The sequence below is a fragment of the Erwinia sp. L03-1 genome (assembly GCF_058686115.1).
Map to the genome: position 1 here is coordinate 2990154 of NZ_CM178762.1, position 19391 is coordinate 3009544.

Consider the following 19391-nt stretch of genomic DNA (forward strand, 5'->3'; position numbering starts at 1 on the left):
ACTTAATTAGGACAACCAACATTAAGAGGATATTAATGATGAGTACCGCTAAACTGGTAAAAACGAAATCTTCTGATCTGATTTTCACCCGTAACGATGTGGCTGACGACGAGAAAAAAGCCACCATAGAGGTGCTTAATCGTCTGGTTACCGAATTTATTGATTTGTCTTTGATTACCAAGCAGGCGCACTGGAATATGCGCGGTGCGAACTTTATTGGTGTACACGAAATGCTTGACGGTTTCCGTACCACCATCATTGACCATCAGGATACCATTGCCGAACGTGTTGTTCAGCTGGGCGGCGTCGCACTGGGGACCACCCAGATTGTTAACGACAGAACGCCACTGAAAAGCTATCCGCTGAACATCCACAGCGTACAGGATCATCTTAAAGCACTGGCAGAACGTTACGCCATCGTGGCAAATGACACCCGTAAAGCCATCACCGAAGTTGAAGATGAGGATACGGCTGATATCTTCACCGCCGCGTCGCGCGATCTGGATAAATTCCTGTGGTTTATCGAGTCTAATATCGAATAACTTTCGGTCACCGTGCGTCCGGCACGGTTAACATCAAGTCATTCAGGAGCAGATGAGTTTTCATCTGCTCTTTTCACGTCTGGAGGCAAACATGGCAAGCGGATGGGCGCACGACGACGCCGTACAGGAACAGATCGACTCCACCATTGATGATGCAGTCAGCCGGGTACGCCGGGCGATACACCATGGCCCCAGCGCGGAGTATTGTGAGGAGTGTGGCGAACCCATACCCGAAGCCCGCCGTCTGGCTTTGCCTGGCGTACAGTACTGTGTGCAGTGTCAGCAGGCGCGGGATGAACATCAAACCGCTACGTCCCTATATAACCGACGCGGCAGTAAAGACAGCCAGTTAAGATAAATATTCTAAAACCTCGATCGCTTTAGCATTTCTGCTACTGCATGCCGCTGCGTCTGTTGTTTTGCCGCGCCGCTTTGCTACATATTATCCTGCACCATAAAGCATCAGCCGCACCACGATAATGCACCGGCGTGGTGCGGTGACTTTGCTTTCCTCTCTTCTGATGATTAAAACGACATTAATACGCTGATTTACATAATATTAGTAAACCTGGCATAGTTTTTTCATATGGGAGCTGGCATACGTTTGGGTAAAGAGCTTGCCCGACTGCAATAAGGATAAAATGATGAAGTCGATTGTTAAGTTTTCCCTGGCTGCGCTGACGCTGGCGTTTGCCGTTTCTTCTACCGCCGCAGAAAAAAAACTGATTGTCGCGACCGATACCGCTTTTGTCCCGTTTGAATTTAAACAGGGTGACAAGTATGTCGGATTCGATGTCGACCTGTGGGCGGCTATCGCTAAACAACTCAATATTGACTATCAGCTGAAACCCATGGATTTCAGCGGCATAATCCCCGCCCTGCAAACCCATAATATCGATCTGGCGCTGGCTGGCATTACTATTACCGACGAACGTAAAAAGGCCATCGAATTTTCCGACGGCTATTACAAAAGCGGCCTGCTGGTAATGGTCAATGCCAACAACGATTCGATCAAAAGCATTGACGATCTGACGGGCAAAGTCGTCGCGGTTAAAAGCGGCACCGGCTCCGTGGATTACGCCAAACAGCACATCAAATCGAAGGATCTTCGTCAGTTTCCCAATATAGATAACGCCTATATGGAGCTGGGAACCAACCGTGCGGATGCCGTGCTGCACGATACGCCAAATATCCTCTACTTTATTCACACCGCCGGTAAAGGCCGCTTTAAGGCCGTTGGCGACTCCATCGAAGCCCAGCAGTACGGAATTGCTTTCCCGAAAGGCAGTGACGAACTGCGTGAAAAAGTGAACGGTGCGCTGAAAGTGCTGCATGAAAACGGCACCTATAACCAGCTGTATAAAAAATGGTTCGGTAGCGAGCCAAAATAAGCTGACGGCCTTTTGGCAATTTTACGCGGGTACAGCCATGCTGCTGCCCGCGTCTTTACTCCCCCTTAGCGGGTTTTTATCCGGAGAATAAATCATGCAGTTTGACTGGAGCGCCATCTGGCCATCAATTCCGGCCCTGCTCGAAGGCGCCCGCCTGACCCTGTGGATTTCCGTCCTCGGACTGATTGGCGGCCTGATTATCGGCCTGGTCGCCGGATTTGCCCGTGCCTATGGCGGCTGGCTGTCCCGTAACGTGGCGCTGGTCTTTATTGAGTTGATTCGCGGTACGCCGATTGTCGTGCAGGTCATGTTTATCTACTTTGCGCTGCCGATGGCCTTTACCGATTTACGCATTGACCCTTTTAGCGCGGCGGTCGTGACGATTATGATCAACTCCGGCGCCTATATTGCAGAGATCACGCGCGGTGCGGTGCTCTCCATCCACAACGGCTTTCGTGAAGCGGGCCTGGCGCTGGGGCTGTCCCGCCGGGAAACGCTGCGCTATGTGATTATGCCGCTGGCGCTGCGCCGGATGCTGCCCGCACTCGGTAACCAGTGGATTGTCAGCATTAAAGATACCTCACTGTTTATCGTGATTGGCGTGGCTGAGCTCACCCGCCAGGGTCAGGAAATTATTGCCGGGAACTTCCGCGCGCTGGAGATCTGGAGCGCCGTGGCCGTTATCTATCTGTTTATCACGCTGGTGCTGAGCTTTGTTCTGCGTCGCATTGAAAAAAGGATGAAAATCCTGTGATCGAATTTAAAAACGTCTCCAAGCATTTCGGCCAGACTCAGGTGCTGCATAACATCGATCTGACCATTAAGCAGGGCGAAGTGGTGGTGATTATTGGACCGTCCGGCTCCGGCAAGTCAACCCTGCTGCGTTGTATCAATAAGCTGGAAGAGATAACCGAAGGCGAACTGATTGTCGACGGCCTGAAAGTCAACGACCCGAAGGTCGATGAACGCCTGATCCGCCAGGAGGCGGGTATGGTATTTCAGCAGTTTCATCTCTTTCCGCAGATGAATGCTCTTGATAACGTCGCCTTTGGCCCCATCCGCGTACGCGGCGTCAGCAAGGAAGAAGCGCGCCAGCAGGCGCAAGTGCTGCTGGCCAAGGTGGGTCTGGCCGAGCGGGCACACCATTTTCCCTCTGAGCTATCCGGCGGACAGCAGCAGCGCGTGGCGATAGCCCGCGCCCTGGCAGTTCGGCCAAAAATGATGCTGTTTGACGAGCCGACATCTGCGCTGGACCCGGAACTGCGCCATGAAGTCCTCAAGGTGATGCAGGATCTGGCCGAAGAGGGCATGACCATGGTTATCGTAACCCATGAAGTGGGCTTCGCCAGAAAGGTCGCTTCACGTCTGATCTTTATCGACAAGGGTCGCATTGCTGAAGACGGTGCGCCCGATGAACTGATTGATAACCCGCCTGGCCCGCGTCTGCGCGAGTTTTTGCAGCACGTTTCGTAACAGACACAGGGTGGACGCGCGTCCGCCCTGCTCCCTCCTTGATCCTTAAATGCGGTGCACGCCTCTGGCAGGCGCTGAGCAGTCTATACTTTTTGGTCGACGCTGTTGTTTGCGCCACAAAGGAAGATAAAGATGTTGGTTACTCCCCCTCGCTGGCATTTCATTGGCCGGTGGCTGCTGATTTTTATGCTGTTTTGCCTACCTGAACTTTCAAAGGCCGTCACCCTGCCCGCCGCCGCCGTTGCCGCTTCACAATCTCAGTCGTCCACTACCGACCAGCAGAGTGAGCCCAGCAGCGATCAGAAAAAGGCCGCCTGGGCTGCGCTGGCCGCCATTTTACAAAATGACAAGTCCCGCCAGGCGCTGATCGACCAGCTTAATCACGCGTCTGAAAGCCCTTCATCCGCCGCAACGCCCACCCTGACGCCACCGGAAGACACTGAGGACAAAACCGTCCTTGAGAGCGTCACCGACGTCAGTCGCCATTTTGGTGGCCAGTTTCTTTATCGCGTGCAGGAACTCCAGCGCAATATCTCCGATGCGCCTCATAAGTCATTTAATCAGCACACTTTTTTCAATGCGGTCAGCCACTTTGCTATGTTGGCTGTCGCGCTGTTCACCTTCTATGAGGTGACGGGGTGGCTGATGACGCCGCTTTACCGCCGCATGGGGGAGTGGGGAAGAAAGAAAAACAGTGACCGTACCAGCTGGCTGCATCTGCCTGCGATGATCGTCGGGGCATTTGTTATCGATCTGCTGCTGCTGGGCATTGCGCTATTTTTTGGACAAATACTAAGCGACAGCCTGAACGGCGGCAGCCGCACCATCGCCTATCAGCAGGGACTTTTCCTTAACGCCTTCGCGCTGATAGAGTTTTTCAAGGCAATCCTCAGGCTGATGTTCTGCCCGCGCTACGCGCAGCTTCGCTTTTTTCACCTGCCGGATAACCGCGCGAACTACTGGAACCGACGGCTGAGCTGGCTAAGCGGCGTTATCGGCTATGGCCTGCTGGTGGTGGTGCCTATCGTCTCGAATCAGGTTAATCTACAGGTTGGCGCGCTGGTGAACGTGGTGGTGATGGGGCTGATGACCGTCTGGGCGCTCTATCTGATATTTCATAACCGCCGCAATATTCAGCTTGAGCTACAGCGGCTGGCTGACCGTTCCCTGTCATTCTTTGCGCTGTTTATTCGCGCCTTCGCATTGGTCTGGCACTGGCTGGCAAGCGCGTATTTTATCGCGCTCTTTCTGCTTTCCATGTTTAATCCCGGCGACAGCCTGAAGTTTATGATGGCCGCTACCGTCCGATCGCTGGCAATTATCGGCATTGGTGCGCTGGTGTCGGGTATTCTGACCCGCTGGATCTCGAAGAAAATCACCCTCTCGCCCGATCTGCGCCGCAACTATCCTGAACTGCAAAAGCGCGTCAACGACTGGATTTCGGTGATGCTGAAGCTGGCGCGCATCCTGACCGTGTTCACCGTCAGCCTGATGCTGCTAAGCGCCTGGAATCTGTTCGACTTCTGGCACTGGCTGACCCAGGGCGCGGGAGTGAAGCTGGTCGATATTATTATTCGTATCGTGATGATCCTGTTCTTCTCTGCCGTCGGCTGGACGCTGCTGGCCAGCCTGATTGAGAGTCGGCTCGCTTCCGACTCCCACGGACGACCGATGCCGAGCGCGCGCACCCGCACGCTGCTCACGCTGTTTCGCAACGCGCTGGCGGTGATAATCAGCACCATCACCATAATGATTCTGCTGTCAGAGATTGGCGTGAATATCGCGCCGCTGCTGGCCGGGGCGGGCGCGCTGGGCCTGGCAGTTTCATTCGGTTCGCAGACGCTGGTAAAGGACATTATCACCGGCATCTTCATCCAGTTTGAGAACGGTATGAATACCGGCGACCTGGTCACCATTGGCGCGATCACCGGCACGGTAGAACGGATGTCAATCCGCTCGGTAGGCGTACGCCAGGATACCGGGGCCTACCATATTATTCCCTGGTCATCGATCACCACCTTTGCCAACTTCGTACGCGGCATCGGCTCTTTTGTGGCGAACTATGATGTGGATCGCAGCGAGGACAGCGATCGCGTGAACGCGACGCTACAGGCGGCGGTGACGGATCTGATGCAGGATAAGGAGATTCGAGGAATGGTGATTGGTGAACCCGCCTTCGCCGGGCTGGTCGGCCTGACCGACCACGGCTTTACCGTTCGCGTCTCCTTCACCACCCAGCCGCTTAAGCAGTGGACCGTGCGCTTTGCGCTGGACGATAAGGTCAAAAAGCATTTCGATGCGGCGGGTATTAGCGCACCGCACCAGCGGCTCCAGGTGATGCAAAGCGGAACAGAAGTTGACGGTGCGGCCAGCTTCCAGTCCCTGCCCGCACCGGAATAGCATCATCTGGCCTAACGACGGCTCATCTGACGTTCCCGAAGCGGTTTATCCATAAAGCTCCAGGCGATAAACCGGCTTTGCTTCTGTCCCTGTGCCATATCAATCGTGCGCACCGCAGCGGCATCGACATTTTCCAGCGCCCGCCAGATCTCTGGCAGATTTTCCTTGCGTGAGACCAGCGAGGTAAACCAGATGCACTGGCGGGAGAAGGTCACGCTTTCATCAATCATCCGGCTGATAAAGGCTTTCTCGCCGCCTTCGCACCACAGCTCCTCCTGCTGGCCGCCAAAGTTGAGGGGCGCATGTTTATCCAGGCCCAGATTGCGAACTTTACGCTGGCTACCCTGCTGCGCCTCTTCGGCAGAAGCATGGAACGGTGGATTACACATCACCGCGTGATACTGTTCGTTTTTGTGAATGATACCGCTGAAAATAGCCTGGGGATCTTTCTGCCGACGCAGACGAACCCCACGGTTCAGCCCCGGGTTGGCGGTGATAATCGCGCTGGCCGCCCGCATCGCCTCTTCGTTGACCTCACTGCCGGTAAAGCGCCAGCCATATTCACGGTGACCGATCAGTGGATAAATGCAGTTAGCCCCGCAGCCAATATCCAGCAGGGTGAGATCGCGTGGCACAACGCCTTTGTTATCTTCGGCCAGCAGGTCCGCCAGATAATGCAGATAGTCGGCGCGGCCTGGGATCGGCGGGCAGAGAAATCCTTCCGGGATCGCCCAGCTTTCAATCTGGTAAAAGTGGTGGAGCAGCGCCTGGTTGAGCACTCTCACCGCCGCCGGATTGGCAAAGTCCACCGTCTCATCACCGTACTGATTGACCGACACAAAGGTCGCCAGCGGCGGATGGCTGGCGATCAGCGCGGGGAAGTCATAGCGTCCGCGATGGCGGTTACGTGGGTGTAGCTGAGTTTTTACGGTGGTATTTTTCATGGGCGGCTCTCTTATCTTAAGGCGCGTAAGATACCTGCTGGCGTAAAAATCGTAAACCATTCCCGGCTTTTTTCCCTGCGGGAGCGGCTATTATAGTGAGTCATTCATTTTCTGAGGAGATACCATGTCGCGTACCCGCCACTCTTACCAACCCCGGCTTGGCCACGGCCTGCCGCACGACCCGCTGAATGCAATCGTTGGCCCGCGTCCAATTGGCTGGATCAGCTCGCAAAGTGCCGTCGGTGTCCGTAACCTCGCCCCCTACAGTTTTTTTAACTGCTTTAACTACCAGCCCCCGATTATCGGTTTTTCCAGTCAGGGCTGGAAGGACAGCGTGGCCAATATTGTCGAGACCGGCGAGTTTGTCTGGAACCTGGCTACCCGCGAGCTGGCGGTGGCAATGAATGAAAGCTCCGCCAGCGTGCCGCCCGGTGAAGACGAGTTCGCCCTGGCTGGCGTGACGGCCATCCCCGGCACGCAGGTGGCGGTGAGTATGGTGGCGGAAAGCCCGGTGAATTTTGAATGCAAACTGACGCAGGTGCTTCAGCTGGAGGGCGCAGACGGCGCGAAGCTCCAGCAGTGGATGGTGTTGGGTGAAGTGGTTGCCATTCATATCGATAACGACCTGCTGGAAGAGGGGATTTATCAGACGGCTAAAGCCCATCCTATCCTCCGCGCGGGCGGCCCGAGCGCCTATTACGCCATCAGTGACGATTTGCGTTTTGACCTGGTGCGCCCGGACGCCAGAAAGTAGCGGGTTAACCGTCAGTAAATGGATGGCGCTTAACCTGCCCGGCTGCGCCGCCGGGTGGTAGCCGGGAGGCAACTGCTGTATCCTGGTCAGGCACTACAATGTCTGGCCGCTTTCAACAACAGGAGTGAACGAGAGTGACAATGCAAAGAATTGCCATCGATATGGATGAAGTTATTGCCGATTTCCACCTTAAAATGCTCAATACCGTCAACGCACATTTTTCTCTGTCGCTGACCGCCAGCGAGTTGAACCTCTTCGACCTGCGCCATAAAAACCCTGAGATGCTCAATGAGATGATGGTGCTGGCCAGCGATCCAGACTTTTTTGCCGACCTGGATGTCATCGGCGACAGCCAGCGGGTGATTGCGGAACTGAGCAAGCGTTATGAGATATTCATTACCACGGCGGCAATGGAAGTTCCCACCTCATTTAACGCCAAGTTCAGCTGGCTTAAGCGGCATTTCCCGGCCATCAGGCCCACAAATATTGTGTTCTGCGGTCTTAAAAGCGTTATCAATGCCGATTACATGATCGACGATAATGCCTTTAACTTTGAAAATTTCTGCGGTGAAGGCATTTTGTATACTGCCCCGCACAATTTGCAGGTGACCGGCTATCGTCGGGCAGATAGCTGGCAGGATATTGAGAGGATGCTGCTGTAGGCGCACGGTGCGGGCAGTCATTTTATGCTACTTTACATCAGCCAGATGACAGGACTAACACCCGGAAGGAGAGGACGATATGGCTATCCCCGTTTCGCTCATTGAAGACGCTATCGGCTGGCGCAGACAGCTGCATGCGCAGCCCGAACTGGGCTACCAGGAGATTAAAACCTCCGGCTGGGTGGCCGAACAGCTGCGCGCTGCCGGGCTTCAGGTGCATACCGGCCTGGGCGGGACAGGCGTGGTCGGTACGCTGGAAAATGGCCCCGGCCCCACCATTGGCTTCCGGGCCGATATGGACGCGCTGCCGATCACCGAATCGGGCAATCCAGCCTGGCGCTCGACGCAGCCGGGCGTTATGCACGCCTGTGGTCACGATGGACATACCGCGATGCTGGTAGCGGCGGCGAAGCATCTCAGCGCGACGCGGCGCTTTAGCGGCACCCTGCATTTCGTTTTTCAGCCTGCCGAAGAGAATCTTGGCGGCGCGCGTAAAATGGTGGCCGATGGCCTGTTTGAGCTGTTTCCAATGTCGGCTATCTATGGCATGCACAACTGGCCGGGTCTGCCCGTCGGCCATATGGCCGTAAACAGCGGCGCGATGATGGCGTCGCTGGACGCGTTTGAAATCACCCTGCACGGCAAAAGCTGCCATGCCGCCATGCCGGAAAACGGAGCCGACCCGGTGGTCGCGGCTGCCCAGCTAATTCTGGCGCTGCAAACCATTCCGGCCCGGCGTCTCTCTCCCCTCGCGTCCGCCGTGGTCAGCATCACGCAAATCAACGGCGGCGAGGCGATCAACGTTATTCCAGAGACCGTGGTGCTGCGCGGTACGCTACGCTGTCTTCAGGCCGATGTGCGGGCAAAAGTGAGGGAGATGATCGATGCCTTCGTCACCACCTTTACCGTCCCGCTGGGGATCGAAGGGCGGATCGAGTACCTGACGGACTATCCGGTGACCACCAATAACGCGGCCGAGGCGCTAAAGGTGCGTCAGTGTGCGCTGTCGCTGCTTCCGGCGGAGAACGTACACTGGGAGGTCAACCCCTCAATGGCGTCAGAGGATTTTGCCTGCATGCTGGAAGCCTGCCCCGGCGCCTATTTCTGGATTGGGGCAGATGGCGCGACGGCTTCGCCTCCGCTGCATAACGCGCAGTACGACTTCAACGATGAGATGATTGGCGAAGGCATTGCGCTGTGGAGTACGCTGGCTGAGCAGCTCCTGCCGGCAAGCTAGTCAGCATTCAGCTTAATAGCCGGCCTGTTCAATCTGCACAAGCGCGCTTTCAACATCTCTCGCTCGCCCGGTTGCCACATAACAGCAGGCAATCTGCTGACGCAGCGGCTGCGGTATCGCGATTTCACGCTGCATACAGCGCGCGATCCACGCGGCCGTGGTGGCAGCGTCCTTCTCTGCCGGCAGCGCATCGCGGCCAGTCCCACTCTCTTCCTGACGCGGCAGCAGAACAACCGGCTCAGCACCGGCGATCAGGCTGATAGCCGGGCAGCGCTGCGGATTAGCATATACCTCACCTTCCGTACCGTTAAGCAGCAGCGCCCTGCCGCCAGTGGCGTGGAAAAACTTCGCCACCCGGGGAATATACTCCGGGTGAGAAACGCTGGAGAGGCGCAGGGCCGCATCTTCGGCAAAGGGCGTGAGCAGCTTCGCCAGGGTATGCGCACTATTACGTACGCCCATCCGCCAGCGCAGAGAGAGCTGTTTTTCCAGCGGTGGGCAGAGCGTGCCGACGGAGATAAACACCAGTTCCCCCCGATTAAGTTTATCCTGCGCCTGGGCCGCATCCGTTACCGCATCAATGCCCAGCGCCCGGAAAACCGCTTCGCTGGTCACTCGGGTAGGGTCGTCGCTCACCCCATGCACCAGCACCGGAAACCCCAGCGCCGAAAGCAGCAGCGCCAGCAGCGGCGTCAGATTCCCCTGCCTGCGCGCGCCGTTGTAGCTTGGGATCACCACGGGCATGGGCCGCCCGCCCGGGGGGGTGAGACGCGTCACCCGCTCCTGCATCGCCGCATAAAATCCCGGCATCTCTTCTTCGCCCTCACCCTTAATGCGCAGTGCGATAAGCATGCCGCCCAGCTCCAGCTCGGGCACCTCGTCCGCCAGAATGTGTCGATAAAGATCGCGCGCGGTAGCAAAATCAATATCACGGGCATGATTTTTCCCGCGCCCAATCTCTTTAATAATCTGTTTGTAGTCCATGCGGTTGCTCTGTTGATTCATTAACGTTTACGGCGCGTGGTCGATTTCCTGCCGCTCAGCATCGGGCTGACCGTGGGCAGCTTACCCTCGGGCATCGCCGGTTGTTCAATCGGGAACACCGGGAGTGCGCCCAGCAGGCGGGCGCCGTAGCTTTTCGTCAGCAGACGCCGATCGTAGATAACGATTTCACCGTAGCAGGTATGGCTGCGGATCAGCCTGCCGACCTGCTGAATCAGGTTAAACGAGGCGCTGGGCAGGCTCTGCACTTCAAACGGATAGCGGCGCAGGCTTTTCAACCACTCTCCCTCGGTCAAAATAACCGGACTGTCCACCGGTGGGAAAGCAATTTTATGAATATGCACCTGAGAAAGCAGGTCGCCCTTCAGATCCAGCCCTTCGGCAAAGGACTGTAGCCCAACCAGCACGCTGGTTTCACCCTGCTCAACCCGCTTACGGTGCAGCGCCACCAGCGCCGGTCGCGGTCTGTCCCCCTGCACCAGCATCATTAACCGCAGCTCGGGCAGATAAGCCAGAAACTGATGCATCGCCCGCCCGCTGGCAAACAGCACCAGCAGTCCTTTGTGCTTTGCCTCTTTAATTTGCTGGCGGAAGAAGTGCGCCATCTCCGCCAGATGCTCGACCTCGGTAGCCAGCATCGGCTCGTAGCGCATTTGCGGTATCACCAGCCTGCCCTGCTCAATATGGTTGAAGGGAGAGTCCAGCGCGACAAAGCGATCGCTCACCTTTTCACTCAGACCGGACATCTCCTGTAGCCGCTGAAAGCTGTTCAGCGAGCGCAGCGTGGCCGAGGTCAGCACCACATGAGGAATTTTACGCCACAGCAGCTTTTCCAGCTGCTCGCTAACGCGGATCCCGGCACAGTGAAAGGTCAGGTGGGCGCTGCCCTCGCGGAGGTCGCGCGTCACCCACTTCGACACCGGCGCACCCGACGCCCGCTCCATTGCCGCCAGCCGCCACAGCTTGCTGCTGGCCTCGAACCAGCCCAGCGCCTTATTCATCTGGATCAGCGTTCGGTGCAGACGAACGACATCATACTGCCCGGACTTTTCGCTTAAATCGTTCAGCAGCGCCTCTGCCAGCCCGCGCAGGCCGTCGCTAAGCTTAAACAGCCGCGCGCACAGGGTGAGGATCTCCTCGGGCAGCAGACCCATTTCAAAGCGGTACTCCCCCTCCTGATTACCCGGCGGCAGAAACTGCGCCAGCAAATGTGACAGCTGCTGGAGCTGTTCACGCACTTCTTCACAGTGGGCTTTAAGCCGCTCCGGATTGCTTAGCGCCGGCGGCCTTTTCGGACGGAACTGCGCCATGCACTGCTCAACCAGACGGCAAAAAAGATCGAGCTGGAGCGTGGTCCAGCCAGGGGTGATATCACCGCTCATTTCCAGCGCATCGCGGGCGACGTCCGGCAAATGGTGTCCTTCATCCAGCACCAGCAGCAGATTTTTGGGCGGCGGGAGCACCGATTCCGTTTCCAGCGCCGCCATCACCAGCGCGTGATTAGCGACGACGACATCTGCCTGCTCAATTTCGCGGCGGGCAACGTAAAAGGGGCACTCGCGATACCAGTGGCAGTTACTACCAAGACAGTTGGCCTTATCAGTGCTCAAACGCTGCCACAGCGACTCTTCGATGGTATCGTCGCAGTGGTCGCGCAGACCATCCCACTGATGGCGGTTACGCTTCTGTTCCAGCCCGGTGCAGAATGCCCGCTCCTCCTTGCTGGCGGTCATATCATCATCAAGAAACAGCAGCAGATCGCCCTGCTTCTCTTCGTCGGTGGCCAGGGCAGAAAGATTGCGCGGGCAGACATAGCGTCGGCGGCCAAAGGCCGCGGTGAAACGCAGGTCGGGGATGATTTTTTTCAGCAATGGCAGATCCTTGCTGAATATCTGATCCTGAAGGGCGACGTTGGCAGTACTGACCACCAGCGGCTTTTCTTCAGCCCGGCTGACGGCAATGCCGGGGATCAGGTAGGAGAGCGTTTTGCCGACGCCAGTTGGCGCTTCAATGGCCAGATGACGACCATCGTCACCCGCCAGCGTTTTCGCCACTTCAGCGATCATCTGCCGCTGAGGAGCGCGGGAGATGAAATCAGGTATTTGCTGCTGGAGGGCCTTGTACCACTCCGCAATTTGCGCTTTTAACGCGACTGTTAGCGCCATGACAACCACATTTGTTCAGAATGGCCTGTATTTTTACACAGTATTCGGTCGGCGTCAGCTCTCCTCTGCAATCATTCGCCCGATCCCCGATATCATTTCGACTTTGACTGACGCTACCTTGCCAGAAGCGCTCATTAAGGTCCCGGAAGCACTCCTCACCCCCCCGCAGGCGCGTCGGTAATGACTTTACTCGCCCCCATCCGCCCAATAAAGGGCAGACGCAGCGCAGGCGACTTAACGTCGATACCAAAATTGAGGCCGGAAATATTGAACTCAATTCCCTCTTCCGCGCCCAGCGTCAGGCCTAAAGCCCCCAGCAGAGAGATCTGCACGCCTCTGCCCGACGGCGGCAGGCCAACCAGATTATGCAGCGGGCGGTAATCCTTCCCGATGGCATTCGCGGGCAGATCCAGCCTCAGCGCAGGCACTTTCCTGCCAATATACGCCAGAAATGTGTTGCTGTTTGGGCCGGGCCAGACGCGATAGGTATGAGGCCAGGGATAGCTTTTGATGGCGGCCTCAATATGCGGGATCATCGCCTCGGCCGCACTGCCGCGATGGTCTGCCAGCAGACGAGGGGTAGCGCCAAACCAGTAGCCGTCGGGAAGCGCGTAGTTACGCCGCACCACGTTGCTGCTGCCCCAGCTGACCACCTCGTAACGGGTGAATACCGTTTCCCCTGCTTTTTTGAAGATAATCCAGGGATGAACGGCCACCAGGCCACGCCAGCCAAAGGTCGGCGCGGTATAAACCTGCACTATCGCACTGTTGCGAAAAGCGGCCGCGTCCGGGGCAATTCCGGCAGAATCACGACGGGCGCCAGACCAACTCTGTCCGCTCAGCGCCACGCCGCTGTGGCTCGCACTGAGATAACTTTGCGCAAACGACAGCAGCAGCAGGCAGATAAAACCAATAATAAATATCTTCAAATAGAGCATGTGACGGGCCCGGGGAAGCAAAGTAAAGGGAGGGTCTTACAGAGTAGGCGATTCCGGCTGCGCCTGCCAGGGCGCTGCTACCGGCCGCGTATGATGTTACAGCACCCACCACCGCGTGGGCCATCGCCTGCGCTTCAGGATTCCCTTCGGTCAGTTTGTAGATCTGCTCTGCCAGATAAGGCGATGCCTCACCGCTGATGGCCTGGCCGATATTTCCACCCGCCAGGCCCTGTATCGCCGCCGTGGCAGCCTGGATAGCCTGCTGGATGGCGCTGCCGGTGCCGTAAGGGGCCATCGCCGTGTTGTAAGCCTGATCGGCTATCTGCTTATCGATAGGATTCAGGTTACCCTGACCAGCGAGTTGTTCTCTGGCGGCCTGAAGGGCAGCCGGATCTTTCTTCGCTTTCAGCCCCTCTATCTCACCCTGCGTCCTGGCAATATCCCCAACCTGAACACGTCTCAACCAAAGCCCGGCGCTATACTGTGGGCTATATCCGGGATCACATTAAGCACCGGGCGTCACCGTCGATCACGCTGCGGGGCCACTGGATGGGGGATCTGGGGTTTGAGACGGGCAGGAAGGTTGAGGTGCTGTGTGAGCAGGGCGAGTTGATTATCCGGCTGACTGAGGTGTGATCGGCGGGTAAAAATATCCCGGCTCGATTGGGCCGGGATATTTAAAATTATTTGATGAACTTACTATTGTGCCAGTATAAAAACCAGGATCCTATGCTACATAGTGGTCCACATAACATACTAATTTTAAATGATTTAAATATATCATTAGAGGAGAATAAAAACTCTCCTCCTATCCAATAAAACGCAACAACTCTCATAATGAAAAATATCAATGTCGCCATAATAAATATAGCAATTATCCATATAATTTTTGTCGCTAGAAAACGTAACAGGCGAAATTTTGATTGCATTACTTATTCTCCTGTTTGCTTTTTAGCTGTTACTGAATGAGAGCATTTGATGCTTCGGAACCAATAGAGGAGCCTACATTTCCTGCGATACCCGGTACTGGACTCAATGGCAAAGGTTTACTAACTCCCATACCAACTTCAACCCACTCCCAGTTTTTCCAGTTGGGATTAACCACTTTTTCCAGAGGACCCTGAATAATTTTTCCACCTGCATAACCAAGAGATGCACCCGCCCCGCTACTGATAGCACCAGTCAGCGGATCATCACCTTTAATATATTTGAAGTTGCACCGCCTGCCGCATTCCAAATAACGGTTCCCGCCAGTTTACTGTTACCTGTTGCCGCACCAACCCAGCTGGCTATCAGCGCATCGGTATAATTAACTTTGCCATCAACCGCATACTGAATCAGCGCGTTGGCTCCGTCACCAATACCCGCTGCTATTTGCGCACCACCGGGCAAAACACCAAGCCCAACCGTTCCGGCCAGATCCGCAGATACAATTGCATTTCCTTTCGCTATATCTCCGGCCAGCTCAGCCTTACATGCTGTGTCACAATCCGGTGTTTTGCCAAACCAGAGTCCTAAGCCTGAACCAGCAGCTGCGCCGAGGTTGTTGTTCTCGGATGAGTTTTACCCGCCTGCCAGACCTGCCGCCAGCGTGGCCAGTGCGCTGATGGTCTGCTTCTGGTCCTCTGTCAGCTTGTCCCGGTCAACACCCAGATACATCTGCTGCGCGATAAACTCGCTCGTGGTTGCCCCTGCGGCTCCGGCTAACGCGCTGTTGCCGTTTATCTGCGCCACCACCGCGCCCAGCACGGCGTGAGCCATCAGATTGGCTTCGGTGTTAACCACATCCTTACCGTCCGGGCCTTTGGTGGTGGTCATATTATGGATCACTTCCGCCAGATACGGACTGGCTCCACCCGCAACGGCCTTCGCCAGGTCGCCACCCGCTAGCCCCTGTACCGCCGCAGTGGCCGCCTGGATAGCCTGCTGCACCTTACCGCCGGTGCCGAACCCGCTCTCAGTGAACGCCTGATGATAGAAGTTCTGGTAAACCTGACCGGTGATATCACCGTCGGACGGCGTTTTTCCGGGGTTCGCCTTCATCCAGTCGGCTCTGGCCTGGTCGCGGTCCTGCTGCGTCGCACCAGCCATCTTCTCATTCGCCGCTTTCGTTGCCTCTATCTGCCCCTGGGTGCGCGCAATATCCCCACCCTAGCTTCCTATTTGCCCTATCAGCTGCGCCTCCCGCCGCTGCTGCTGCTCCTTCTCCTTATCAAATAGCTCCACAGCTTAGCTTGTACGTATAAAATTTTTGTAATTCGTCTGCATCTCTTTCAAGAATGCCGATATAATGTTGATAAGATTTTGTTAATTCCAAATAGCCACATATGGCATTAATTCCAAATGATTCATGTAAATCAGAATAACCTTCTGCTTTCTCAGCAATGACGCAACCCCAATCAACTGGCAATGTATTATCTAATACATCAAAAATATTTGATGGTGCCCACAAGGGGCTGCTACCTTCAGGACAGAGCAATAAGTCAGTCCGTGTCGGATAAAACATGATACCGTATACTTTATACTCCACACCTGTTTCTAATGGAGTAAACAGCGTTTCGTCAGTTTCCCCCATAATTCTTACATTATCGGGTAAATTTTTTCCTGACGTTGAGTTGCATAAAACCAACATTCATAGCCACCTATTTGAATTTAAAATCATCTACCTGACCAGTTTTCGTATTACGAACATAGTGGATTTCTACGCCATTGATATTTTGCGCCATTTTTACCCAACCTTCTTCGCGAGGCCATCGTTTATCTGTCATTGGTATTGGTAATTGACGTCCAGCTCCAGGGTTTGACAATGCTTGTTCGATTGCCAATTTTTCTTGCAAGGTATTAGCTTCTGTCCTTCCAGTTGAACCACGTCCTAATTGTATTTCTGATGAATAAGCCAGATCATCTTTATTTTGCTCAGGGATCGGGGTAACCGTGGTATTCCCGCCAGTATCCGGCGCACCATCCGTATTTCCGGTATTGCTGGCACCCTGATCACCAGACTGATCCGGCGTGATCAACGATATCCCTTTACTCTCACCCTGGCCTGGGTTAACCAGTTTTCCACCGGTCAGATCGTCATTCACCGGCACGGTTTCGGTTTTGCTGCCTGCTCCGCCTGCGTGTTGCTGACTCTGTGCTATCGCCATCATGACACAGCTGGTATTCGCCAGACAGGCCGCATCAAGACCCTGCTTAACAGCTTTGGTCAGCGCCAGCGCCGCCTGCTCATTCGCGCCGCCCTGGCCTGCTTCAGCCATTGCCGCTGCATCCAGCAACGATTTGGCCTGCATCATCTGCAACATGCCCATACTGGTCATATTATTGCTGATTTCGTTCTGGCCCGCCTGCGCCCCGGCGATGGCATCCGCCGTACCATCTCCGGCAAGGCCGCCCGCAAGCCCCGCCGCCAGGCTTCCCAGCGCAACCAGCGTCTGTTTCTGTTCCTCGCTCAGCTGGCTGACCGGCACGTCACCGTACAGCGCGTTTTTGATGGCTTCACCCATTATCGCCGTGGTGGCCGCGCCCGCCGCACCTGCTGCCGCAGAGTTGCCCTGAGCGGCGGCGATAACGCCCGCCACCGCCGCATGGGCCATCACCCGGCTGGCTTCATCCGGTGCGTACTGTTTGATGACCTCTGCGATGTAGGGCGCTGAGGCTCCGGCTAATGCTGCACCGATATCGCCACCCGCCAGACCCTGCACCGCCGCCGTGGCCGCCTGGATACCCTGCTGGATGGCGCTGCCGGTTCCCCATTGCTGCTGGGCCGTTTTGTAGCCGGAGGTTTCCGTCAGGGCTTTATTCCAGGCCGCACGCTCTTCCTTCGTGGCATTCTCACCCGGTTCTTTAACACCTTTCGCGGCCAGCTCTGCTTTACCGGCTTTTGTTGCCTCTATCTGCCCCTGCGTCCGCGCTATATCCGTTGCCTTGCTGCCTATCTCACCTATCAGCTGCGCCTCCCTGAGCCGGTTCTGCTCCTTCTCCTTATCAAATATCTCAGCCAGCCCCGGATTCGCATTCTCCACGTCACGGCTCAGCTCTTCTCAGTGGAAGTTAAAAGCCTTTTATTTTGAATATTCGGGCTAAAATTATCCCCGCTCCACATACTGATCCGCCAACAGAACCAAGTTTAATTCCATGTAAAACGTCGTTCCATGACATATCAAATGTGCCAGTTAAAAACCACAATATAGTTGACAGGAGTAATCGTCCCAATAAAGCAGTAGCGATCACACCTAAAACTATCATGACAAAAATAAGTAACATCAGCACAGCCTTTCTGCACTGTAATTGCTTATTATTTATCATTTTTACTTACCTCGCCGATAATTTTCTGTGTCGCGCCAGTACCGTATTCCGAGCTAATCGATGAACCTGTATTTCCTATTATGCCCGGTAGCTTACTCGGCAGCATTTCCTTAGATAGCCCCAGTTGTCCTTTAACTTCAGTATATTTCAGCAGATCAGGATTGAACTTGGGATCCCAGCCACCGGTGATCCATTTACCCGCCGCATTTGTCCCTGATGAGATCAATTTACCGGCTCCATAACCCAACGTCGATCCTGCGCCATTAGTTATTGCACCCGTCAGGGGATCATCGCCATTGATCTGATTGGTTAAGGCTCCTCCGGCAGCATTCCAGACTACAGTTCCCCAGAAGCCATTCCCCATACTGACAACGTTTGTCCAGCCAGCGACAACAGAGTTAACCGGATTCACCTTGCCATCTTCAGCATACTGAACACCTGCGTTAACTCCGGCACCCAGAGCCCACATTGCCTGTACAGAACCAGGCAAGGATGCCACGCCACCCGTTGCCAGTGCGGCCGCATAGGCTTTATTCTCCGCCAGACCTCGCTGGCAGGCTTCACCGGAAGGATTATCGGTACAGGACAGTACGTCTGCGCCATGCTGCCTGGCTTTTTCTGCCTGTGCCTCTTCGTTACCACCAAATAAGTTGTTATTGACCGAGTTCTGGCCCGCCTGTGCTCCGGCCACCGCATCCGCCGTGCTGTCACCGACAACACCACCGGCAAGACCCGCCGCCAGCGTGCCCAGCGCGCTGATGGTCTGTTTCTCGGTTTCTGTCAGTTCGCTGGCTGACTTGCCCGGATACAGCTGACTCATCACCAGCTGCGCCATCAGTTCGCCGCTGACCGCTCCGGCGGCTCCTGCCAGGGCATTGTTGCCTGACGCATACGAGGTGACCGCACCGACCACCGCGTGGGCCATTGCCTGCGCTTCAGGATTGCCTTCGGTCAGTTTGTGGATCTGCTCGGCCAGTTAAGGCGATGCCGCGCCGCTGATGGCCTGGCCGATATTTCCACCGGCCAGCCCCTGCACCACCGCCGTGGCCGACTGGAGTCCCTGTTGCAACGCGCTGCCGGTGCCGTAAGGGGCCATCGCCGTGTTGTAAGCCTGATCGGCTATCTGTTTATCGGTAGGATTCAGGTTACCCTGACCAGCGAGTTGTTCTCTGGCGGCCTGAAGGGCAGCCGGATCTTTCTTCGCTTTCAGCCCCTCTATCTGCCCCTGCGTCCGCGCGATATCCCCAACCTGTTTAACAACGTCTGAAGTGCTTTTACAGGAAGAACGGTGATTTTCTCTGTGAAGACAGTCAGTTAGGAAGAGATTTTGCTTAGTCGTTTTGATGTCCGGGGAGTTTTTTCCCGACGCGCTTTTTTCGTCCGGACACGCTACCGCACTGGTGAACATCACCAGGCACAACAGCCATGCCAGGGCTTTCGTTATCCGTTTCATCCCGCTTTCCCTGCGTTATCCTGCCGCGCATTTTAACAGCATGATTCCCGCTGTCATTACCGGTTTTCATTGCGGCGGGAGCCGGGTCACAGCCTGCTGTGGCCCGGTGAACCGTCTGCCGG

Annotated in this window: 20 protein-coding genes and 2 pseudogenes; 10 read left to right on the plus strand and 12 right to left on the minus strand. The window is 55.7% G+C overall.

Features of this window, described 5'->3' with window-relative positions; translation table 11 throughout:
* Positions 1-38: 38 nt before the first annotated feature.
* The 6 genes from dps (at position 39) to ybiO (ending at position 5806) form a co-directional block, all read left to right on the plus strand.
* Positions 39-542: a DNA starvation/stationary phase protection protein Dps gene (dps, locus tag AC4PCC_RS13785; protein ID WP_492127524.1), complete on the plus strand. Its 504-nt coding sequence runs from the start codon at positions 39-41 to the stop codon at positions 540-542.
* Positions 543-633: 91 nt separating this feature from the next.
* Positions 634-900: a DksA/TraR family C4-type zinc finger protein gene (locus AC4PCC_RS13790; RefSeq protein WP_067703669.1), complete on the plus strand. Its 267-nt coding sequence runs from the start codon at positions 634-636 to the stop codon at positions 898-900.
* 286 nt (positions 901-1186) lie between these two features.
* Positions 1187-1933, plus strand: a complete 747-nt coding sequence (gene glnH, locus AC4PCC_RS13795; RefSeq protein ID WP_492127525.1) for a glutamine ABC transporter substrate-binding protein GlnH — start codon at positions 1187-1189, stop codon at positions 1931-1933.
* Positions 1934-2027: 94 nt separating this feature from the next.
* On the plus strand, positions 2028-2687 hold the full coding sequence (glnP, locus tag AC4PCC_RS13800; protein WP_067702649.1) for a glutamine ABC transporter permease GlnP: 660 nt from the start codon (positions 2028-2030) through the stop codon (positions 2685-2687).
* Positions 2684-3406, plus strand: a complete 723-nt coding sequence (gene glnQ, locus AC4PCC_RS13805; RefSeq protein WP_067702647.1) for a glutamine ABC transporter ATP-binding protein GlnQ — start codon at positions 2684-2686, stop codon at positions 3404-3406. The genes glnP and glnQ overlap by 4 nt, the downstream gene beginning before the upstream one ends.
* A 132-nt stretch (positions 3407-3538) precedes the next feature.
* A complete protein-coding gene (gene ybiO, locus AC4PCC_RS13810; RefSeq protein WP_492124890.1) occupies positions 3539-5806 on the plus strand; it encodes a mechanosensitive channel protein in 2268 nt (755 codons plus the stop codon).
* Between the two features lie 11 nt (positions 5807-5817).
* On the opposite strand, the gene rlmF is transcribed toward ybiO, so the two are convergent.
* Positions 5818-6750, minus strand: coding sequence for a 23S rRNA (adenine(1618)-N(6))-methyltransferase RlmF (rlmF, locus tag AC4PCC_RS13815; RefSeq protein WP_492124891.1), 933 nt, complete (start codon positions 6748-6750; stop codon positions 5818-5820).
* A gap of 124 nt (positions 6751-6874) precedes the next feature.
* Between rlmF and AC4PCC_RS13820 the strand changes: the two genes are divergently transcribed.
* From AC4PCC_RS13820 to AC4PCC_RS13830, 3 genes are all read left to right on the plus strand, one after another.
* Entirely contained in the window at positions 6875-7504 is a 630-nt protein-coding gene (locus AC4PCC_RS13820; RefSeq protein ID WP_492124892.1) for a flavin reductase family protein, read from the plus strand.
* A 140-nt stretch (positions 7505-7644) separates the two neighbouring features.
* Positions 7645-8166, plus strand: a complete 522-nt coding sequence (locus AC4PCC_RS13825) for a 5' nucleotidase, NT5C type (RefSeq protein WP_492127526.1) — start codon at positions 7645-7647, stop codon at positions 8164-8166.
* 79 nt (positions 8167-8245) lie between these two features.
* Positions 8246-9403 (plus strand): M20 aminoacylase family protein, encoded by a 1158-nt coding sequence (locus AC4PCC_RS13830; protein WP_492124893.1) that lies wholly within the window; start codon positions 8246-8248, stop codon positions 9401-9403.
* A gap of 12 nt (positions 9404-9415) precedes the next feature.
* Here AC4PCC_RS13830 and ybiB read toward each other — a convergent pair whose 3' ends face one another.
* The 4 genes from ybiB to AC4PCC_RS13850 form a co-directional block, all read right to left on the minus strand.
* Positions 9416-10387, minus strand: coding sequence for a DNA-binding protein YbiB (gene ybiB / locus AC4PCC_RS13835; protein WP_492124894.1), 972 nt, complete (start codon positions 10385-10387; stop codon positions 9416-9418).
* A gap of 20 nt (positions 10388-10407) precedes the next feature.
* Entirely contained in the window at positions 10408-12570 is a 2163-nt protein-coding gene (dinG, locus tag AC4PCC_RS13840) for an ATP-dependent DNA helicase DinG (RefSeq protein WP_492124895.1), read from the minus strand.
* A 155-nt stretch (positions 12571-12725) separates the two neighbouring features.
* On the minus strand, positions 12726-13493 hold the full coding sequence (locus AC4PCC_RS13845; RefSeq protein ID WP_492127527.1) for a DUF3750 domain-containing protein: 768 nt from the start codon (positions 13491-13493) through the stop codon (positions 12726-12728).
* Positions 13378-13971 (minus strand): hypothetical protein, encoded by a 594-nt coding sequence (locus AC4PCC_RS13850; RefSeq protein ID WP_492124896.1) that lies wholly within the window; start codon positions 13969-13971, stop codon positions 13378-13380. The genes AC4PCC_RS13845 and AC4PCC_RS13850 overlap by 116 nt, the downstream gene beginning before the upstream one ends.
* Positions 13972-13991: 20 nt before the next feature.
* Here AC4PCC_RS13850 and AC4PCC_RS13855 point away from each other — a divergent pair, with 20 nt between their 5' ends.
* Entirely contained in the window at positions 13992-14144 is a 153-nt protein-coding gene (locus AC4PCC_RS13855; RefSeq protein WP_492124897.1) for a SymE family type I addiction module toxin, read from the plus strand.
* Positions 14145-14466: 322 nt separating this feature from the next.
* Here the strand turns inward: AC4PCC_RS13855 and AC4PCC_RS13860 are convergent, their stop codons facing one another.
* The 7 genes and pseudogenes from AC4PCC_RS13860 to AC4PCC_RS13890 all read right to left on the minus strand — a co-directional run bounded on the left by AC4PCC_RS13860 (position 14467) and on the right by AC4PCC_RS13890 (position 19269).
* Positions 14467-14745 carry a hypothetical protein gene (locus AC4PCC_RS13860; RefSeq protein WP_492124898.1) on the minus strand — a complete coding sequence of 93 codons (279 nt, stop codon included), beginning with the start codon at positions 14743-14745 and terminating at the stop codon, positions 14467-14469.
* A gap of 329 nt (positions 14746-15074) precedes the next feature.
* Positions 15075-15728 (minus strand): annotated as a pseudogene (locus tag AC4PCC_RS13865) (VENN motif pre-toxin domain-containing protein); the annotation flags it as partial.
* Entirely contained in the window at positions 15721-16140 is a 420-nt protein-coding gene (locus AC4PCC_RS13870) for a hypothetical protein (RefSeq protein WP_492124899.1), read from the minus strand. The gene AC4PCC_RS13870 and the pseudogene AC4PCC_RS13865, both read right to left, overlap by 8 nt.
* 10 nt (positions 16141-16150) lie before the next feature.
* Positions 16151-17533, minus strand: coding sequence for a VENN motif pre-toxin domain-containing protein (locus AC4PCC_RS13875; protein ID WP_492124900.1), 1383 nt, complete (start codon positions 17531-17533; stop codon positions 16151-16153).
* Positions 17534-17561: 28 nt separating this feature from the next.
* A complete protein-coding gene (locus AC4PCC_RS13880) occupies positions 17562-17816 on the minus strand; it encodes a hypothetical protein (protein WP_492124901.1) in 255 nt (84 codons plus the stop codon).
* Positions 17806-18699, minus strand: a pseudogene (locus AC4PCC_RS13885) (VENN motif pre-toxin domain-containing protein); the annotation flags it as partial. The gene AC4PCC_RS13880 and the pseudogene AC4PCC_RS13885, both read right to left, overlap by 11 nt.
* A 93-nt stretch (positions 18700-18792) precedes the next feature.
* A complete protein-coding gene (locus AC4PCC_RS13890) occupies positions 18793-19269 on the minus strand; it encodes a hypothetical protein (RefSeq protein ID WP_492124902.1) in 477 nt (158 codons plus the stop codon).
* Positions 19270-19391: the final 122 nt, after the last annotated feature.

Bases quoted from the DNA above. Each gene is read 5' to 3' on its own strand.
- dinG (WP_492124895.1), bottom strand. From the start codon at position 12,570: ATGGCGCTAACAGTCGCGTTAAAAGCGCAAATTGCGGAGTGGTACAAG.
- AC4PCC_RS13870 (WP_492124899.1), bottom strand. From the start codon at position 16,140: ATGTTGGTTTTATGCAACTCAACGTCAGGAAAAAATTTACCCGATAAT.
- glnP (WP_067702649.1), top strand. From the start codon at position 2,028: ATGCAGTTTGACTGGAGCGCCATCTGGCCATCAATTCCGGCCCTGCTC.
- AC4PCC_RS13890 (WP_492124902.1), bottom strand. From the start codon at position 19,269: ATGAAACGGATAACGAAAGCCCTGGCATGGCTGTTGTGCCTGGTGATG.
- ybiB (WP_492124894.1), bottom strand. From the start codon at position 10,387: ATGGACTACAAACAGATTATTAAAGAGATTGGGCGCGGGAAAAATCAT.
- AC4PCC_RS13790 (WP_067703669.1), top strand. From the start codon at position 634: ATGGCAAGCGGATGGGCGCACGACGACGCCGTACAGGAACAGATCGAC.
- AC4PCC_RS13880 (WP_492124901.1), bottom strand. From the start codon at position 17,816: ATGATAAATAATAAGCAATTACAGTGCAGAAAGGCTGTGCTGATGTTA.
- glnH (WP_492127525.1), top strand. From the start codon at position 1,187: ATGAAGTCGATTGTTAAGTTTTCCCTGGCTGCGCTGACGCTGGCGTTT.
- rlmF (WP_492124891.1), bottom strand. From the start codon at position 6,750: ATGAAAAATACCACCGTAAAAACTCAGCTACACCCACGTAACCGCCAT.
- dps (WP_492127524.1), top strand. From the start codon at position 39: ATGAGTACCGCTAAACTGGTAAAAACGAAATCTTCTGATCTGATTTTC.
- AC4PCC_RS13820 (WP_492124892.1), top strand. From the start codon at position 6,875: ATGTCGCGTACCCGCCACTCTTACCAACCCCGGCTTGGCCACGGCCTG.
- ybiO (WP_492124890.1), top strand. From the start codon at position 3,539: ATGTTGGTTACTCCCCCTCGCTGGCATTTCATTGGCCGGTGGCTGCTG.
- AC4PCC_RS13830 (WP_492124893.1), top strand. From the start codon at position 8,246: ATGGCTATCCCCGTTTCGCTCATTGAAGACGCTATCGGCTGGCGCAGA.
- AC4PCC_RS13825 (WP_492127526.1), top strand. From the start codon at position 7,645: ATGCAAAGAATTGCCATCGATATGGATGAAGTTATTGCCGATTTCCAC.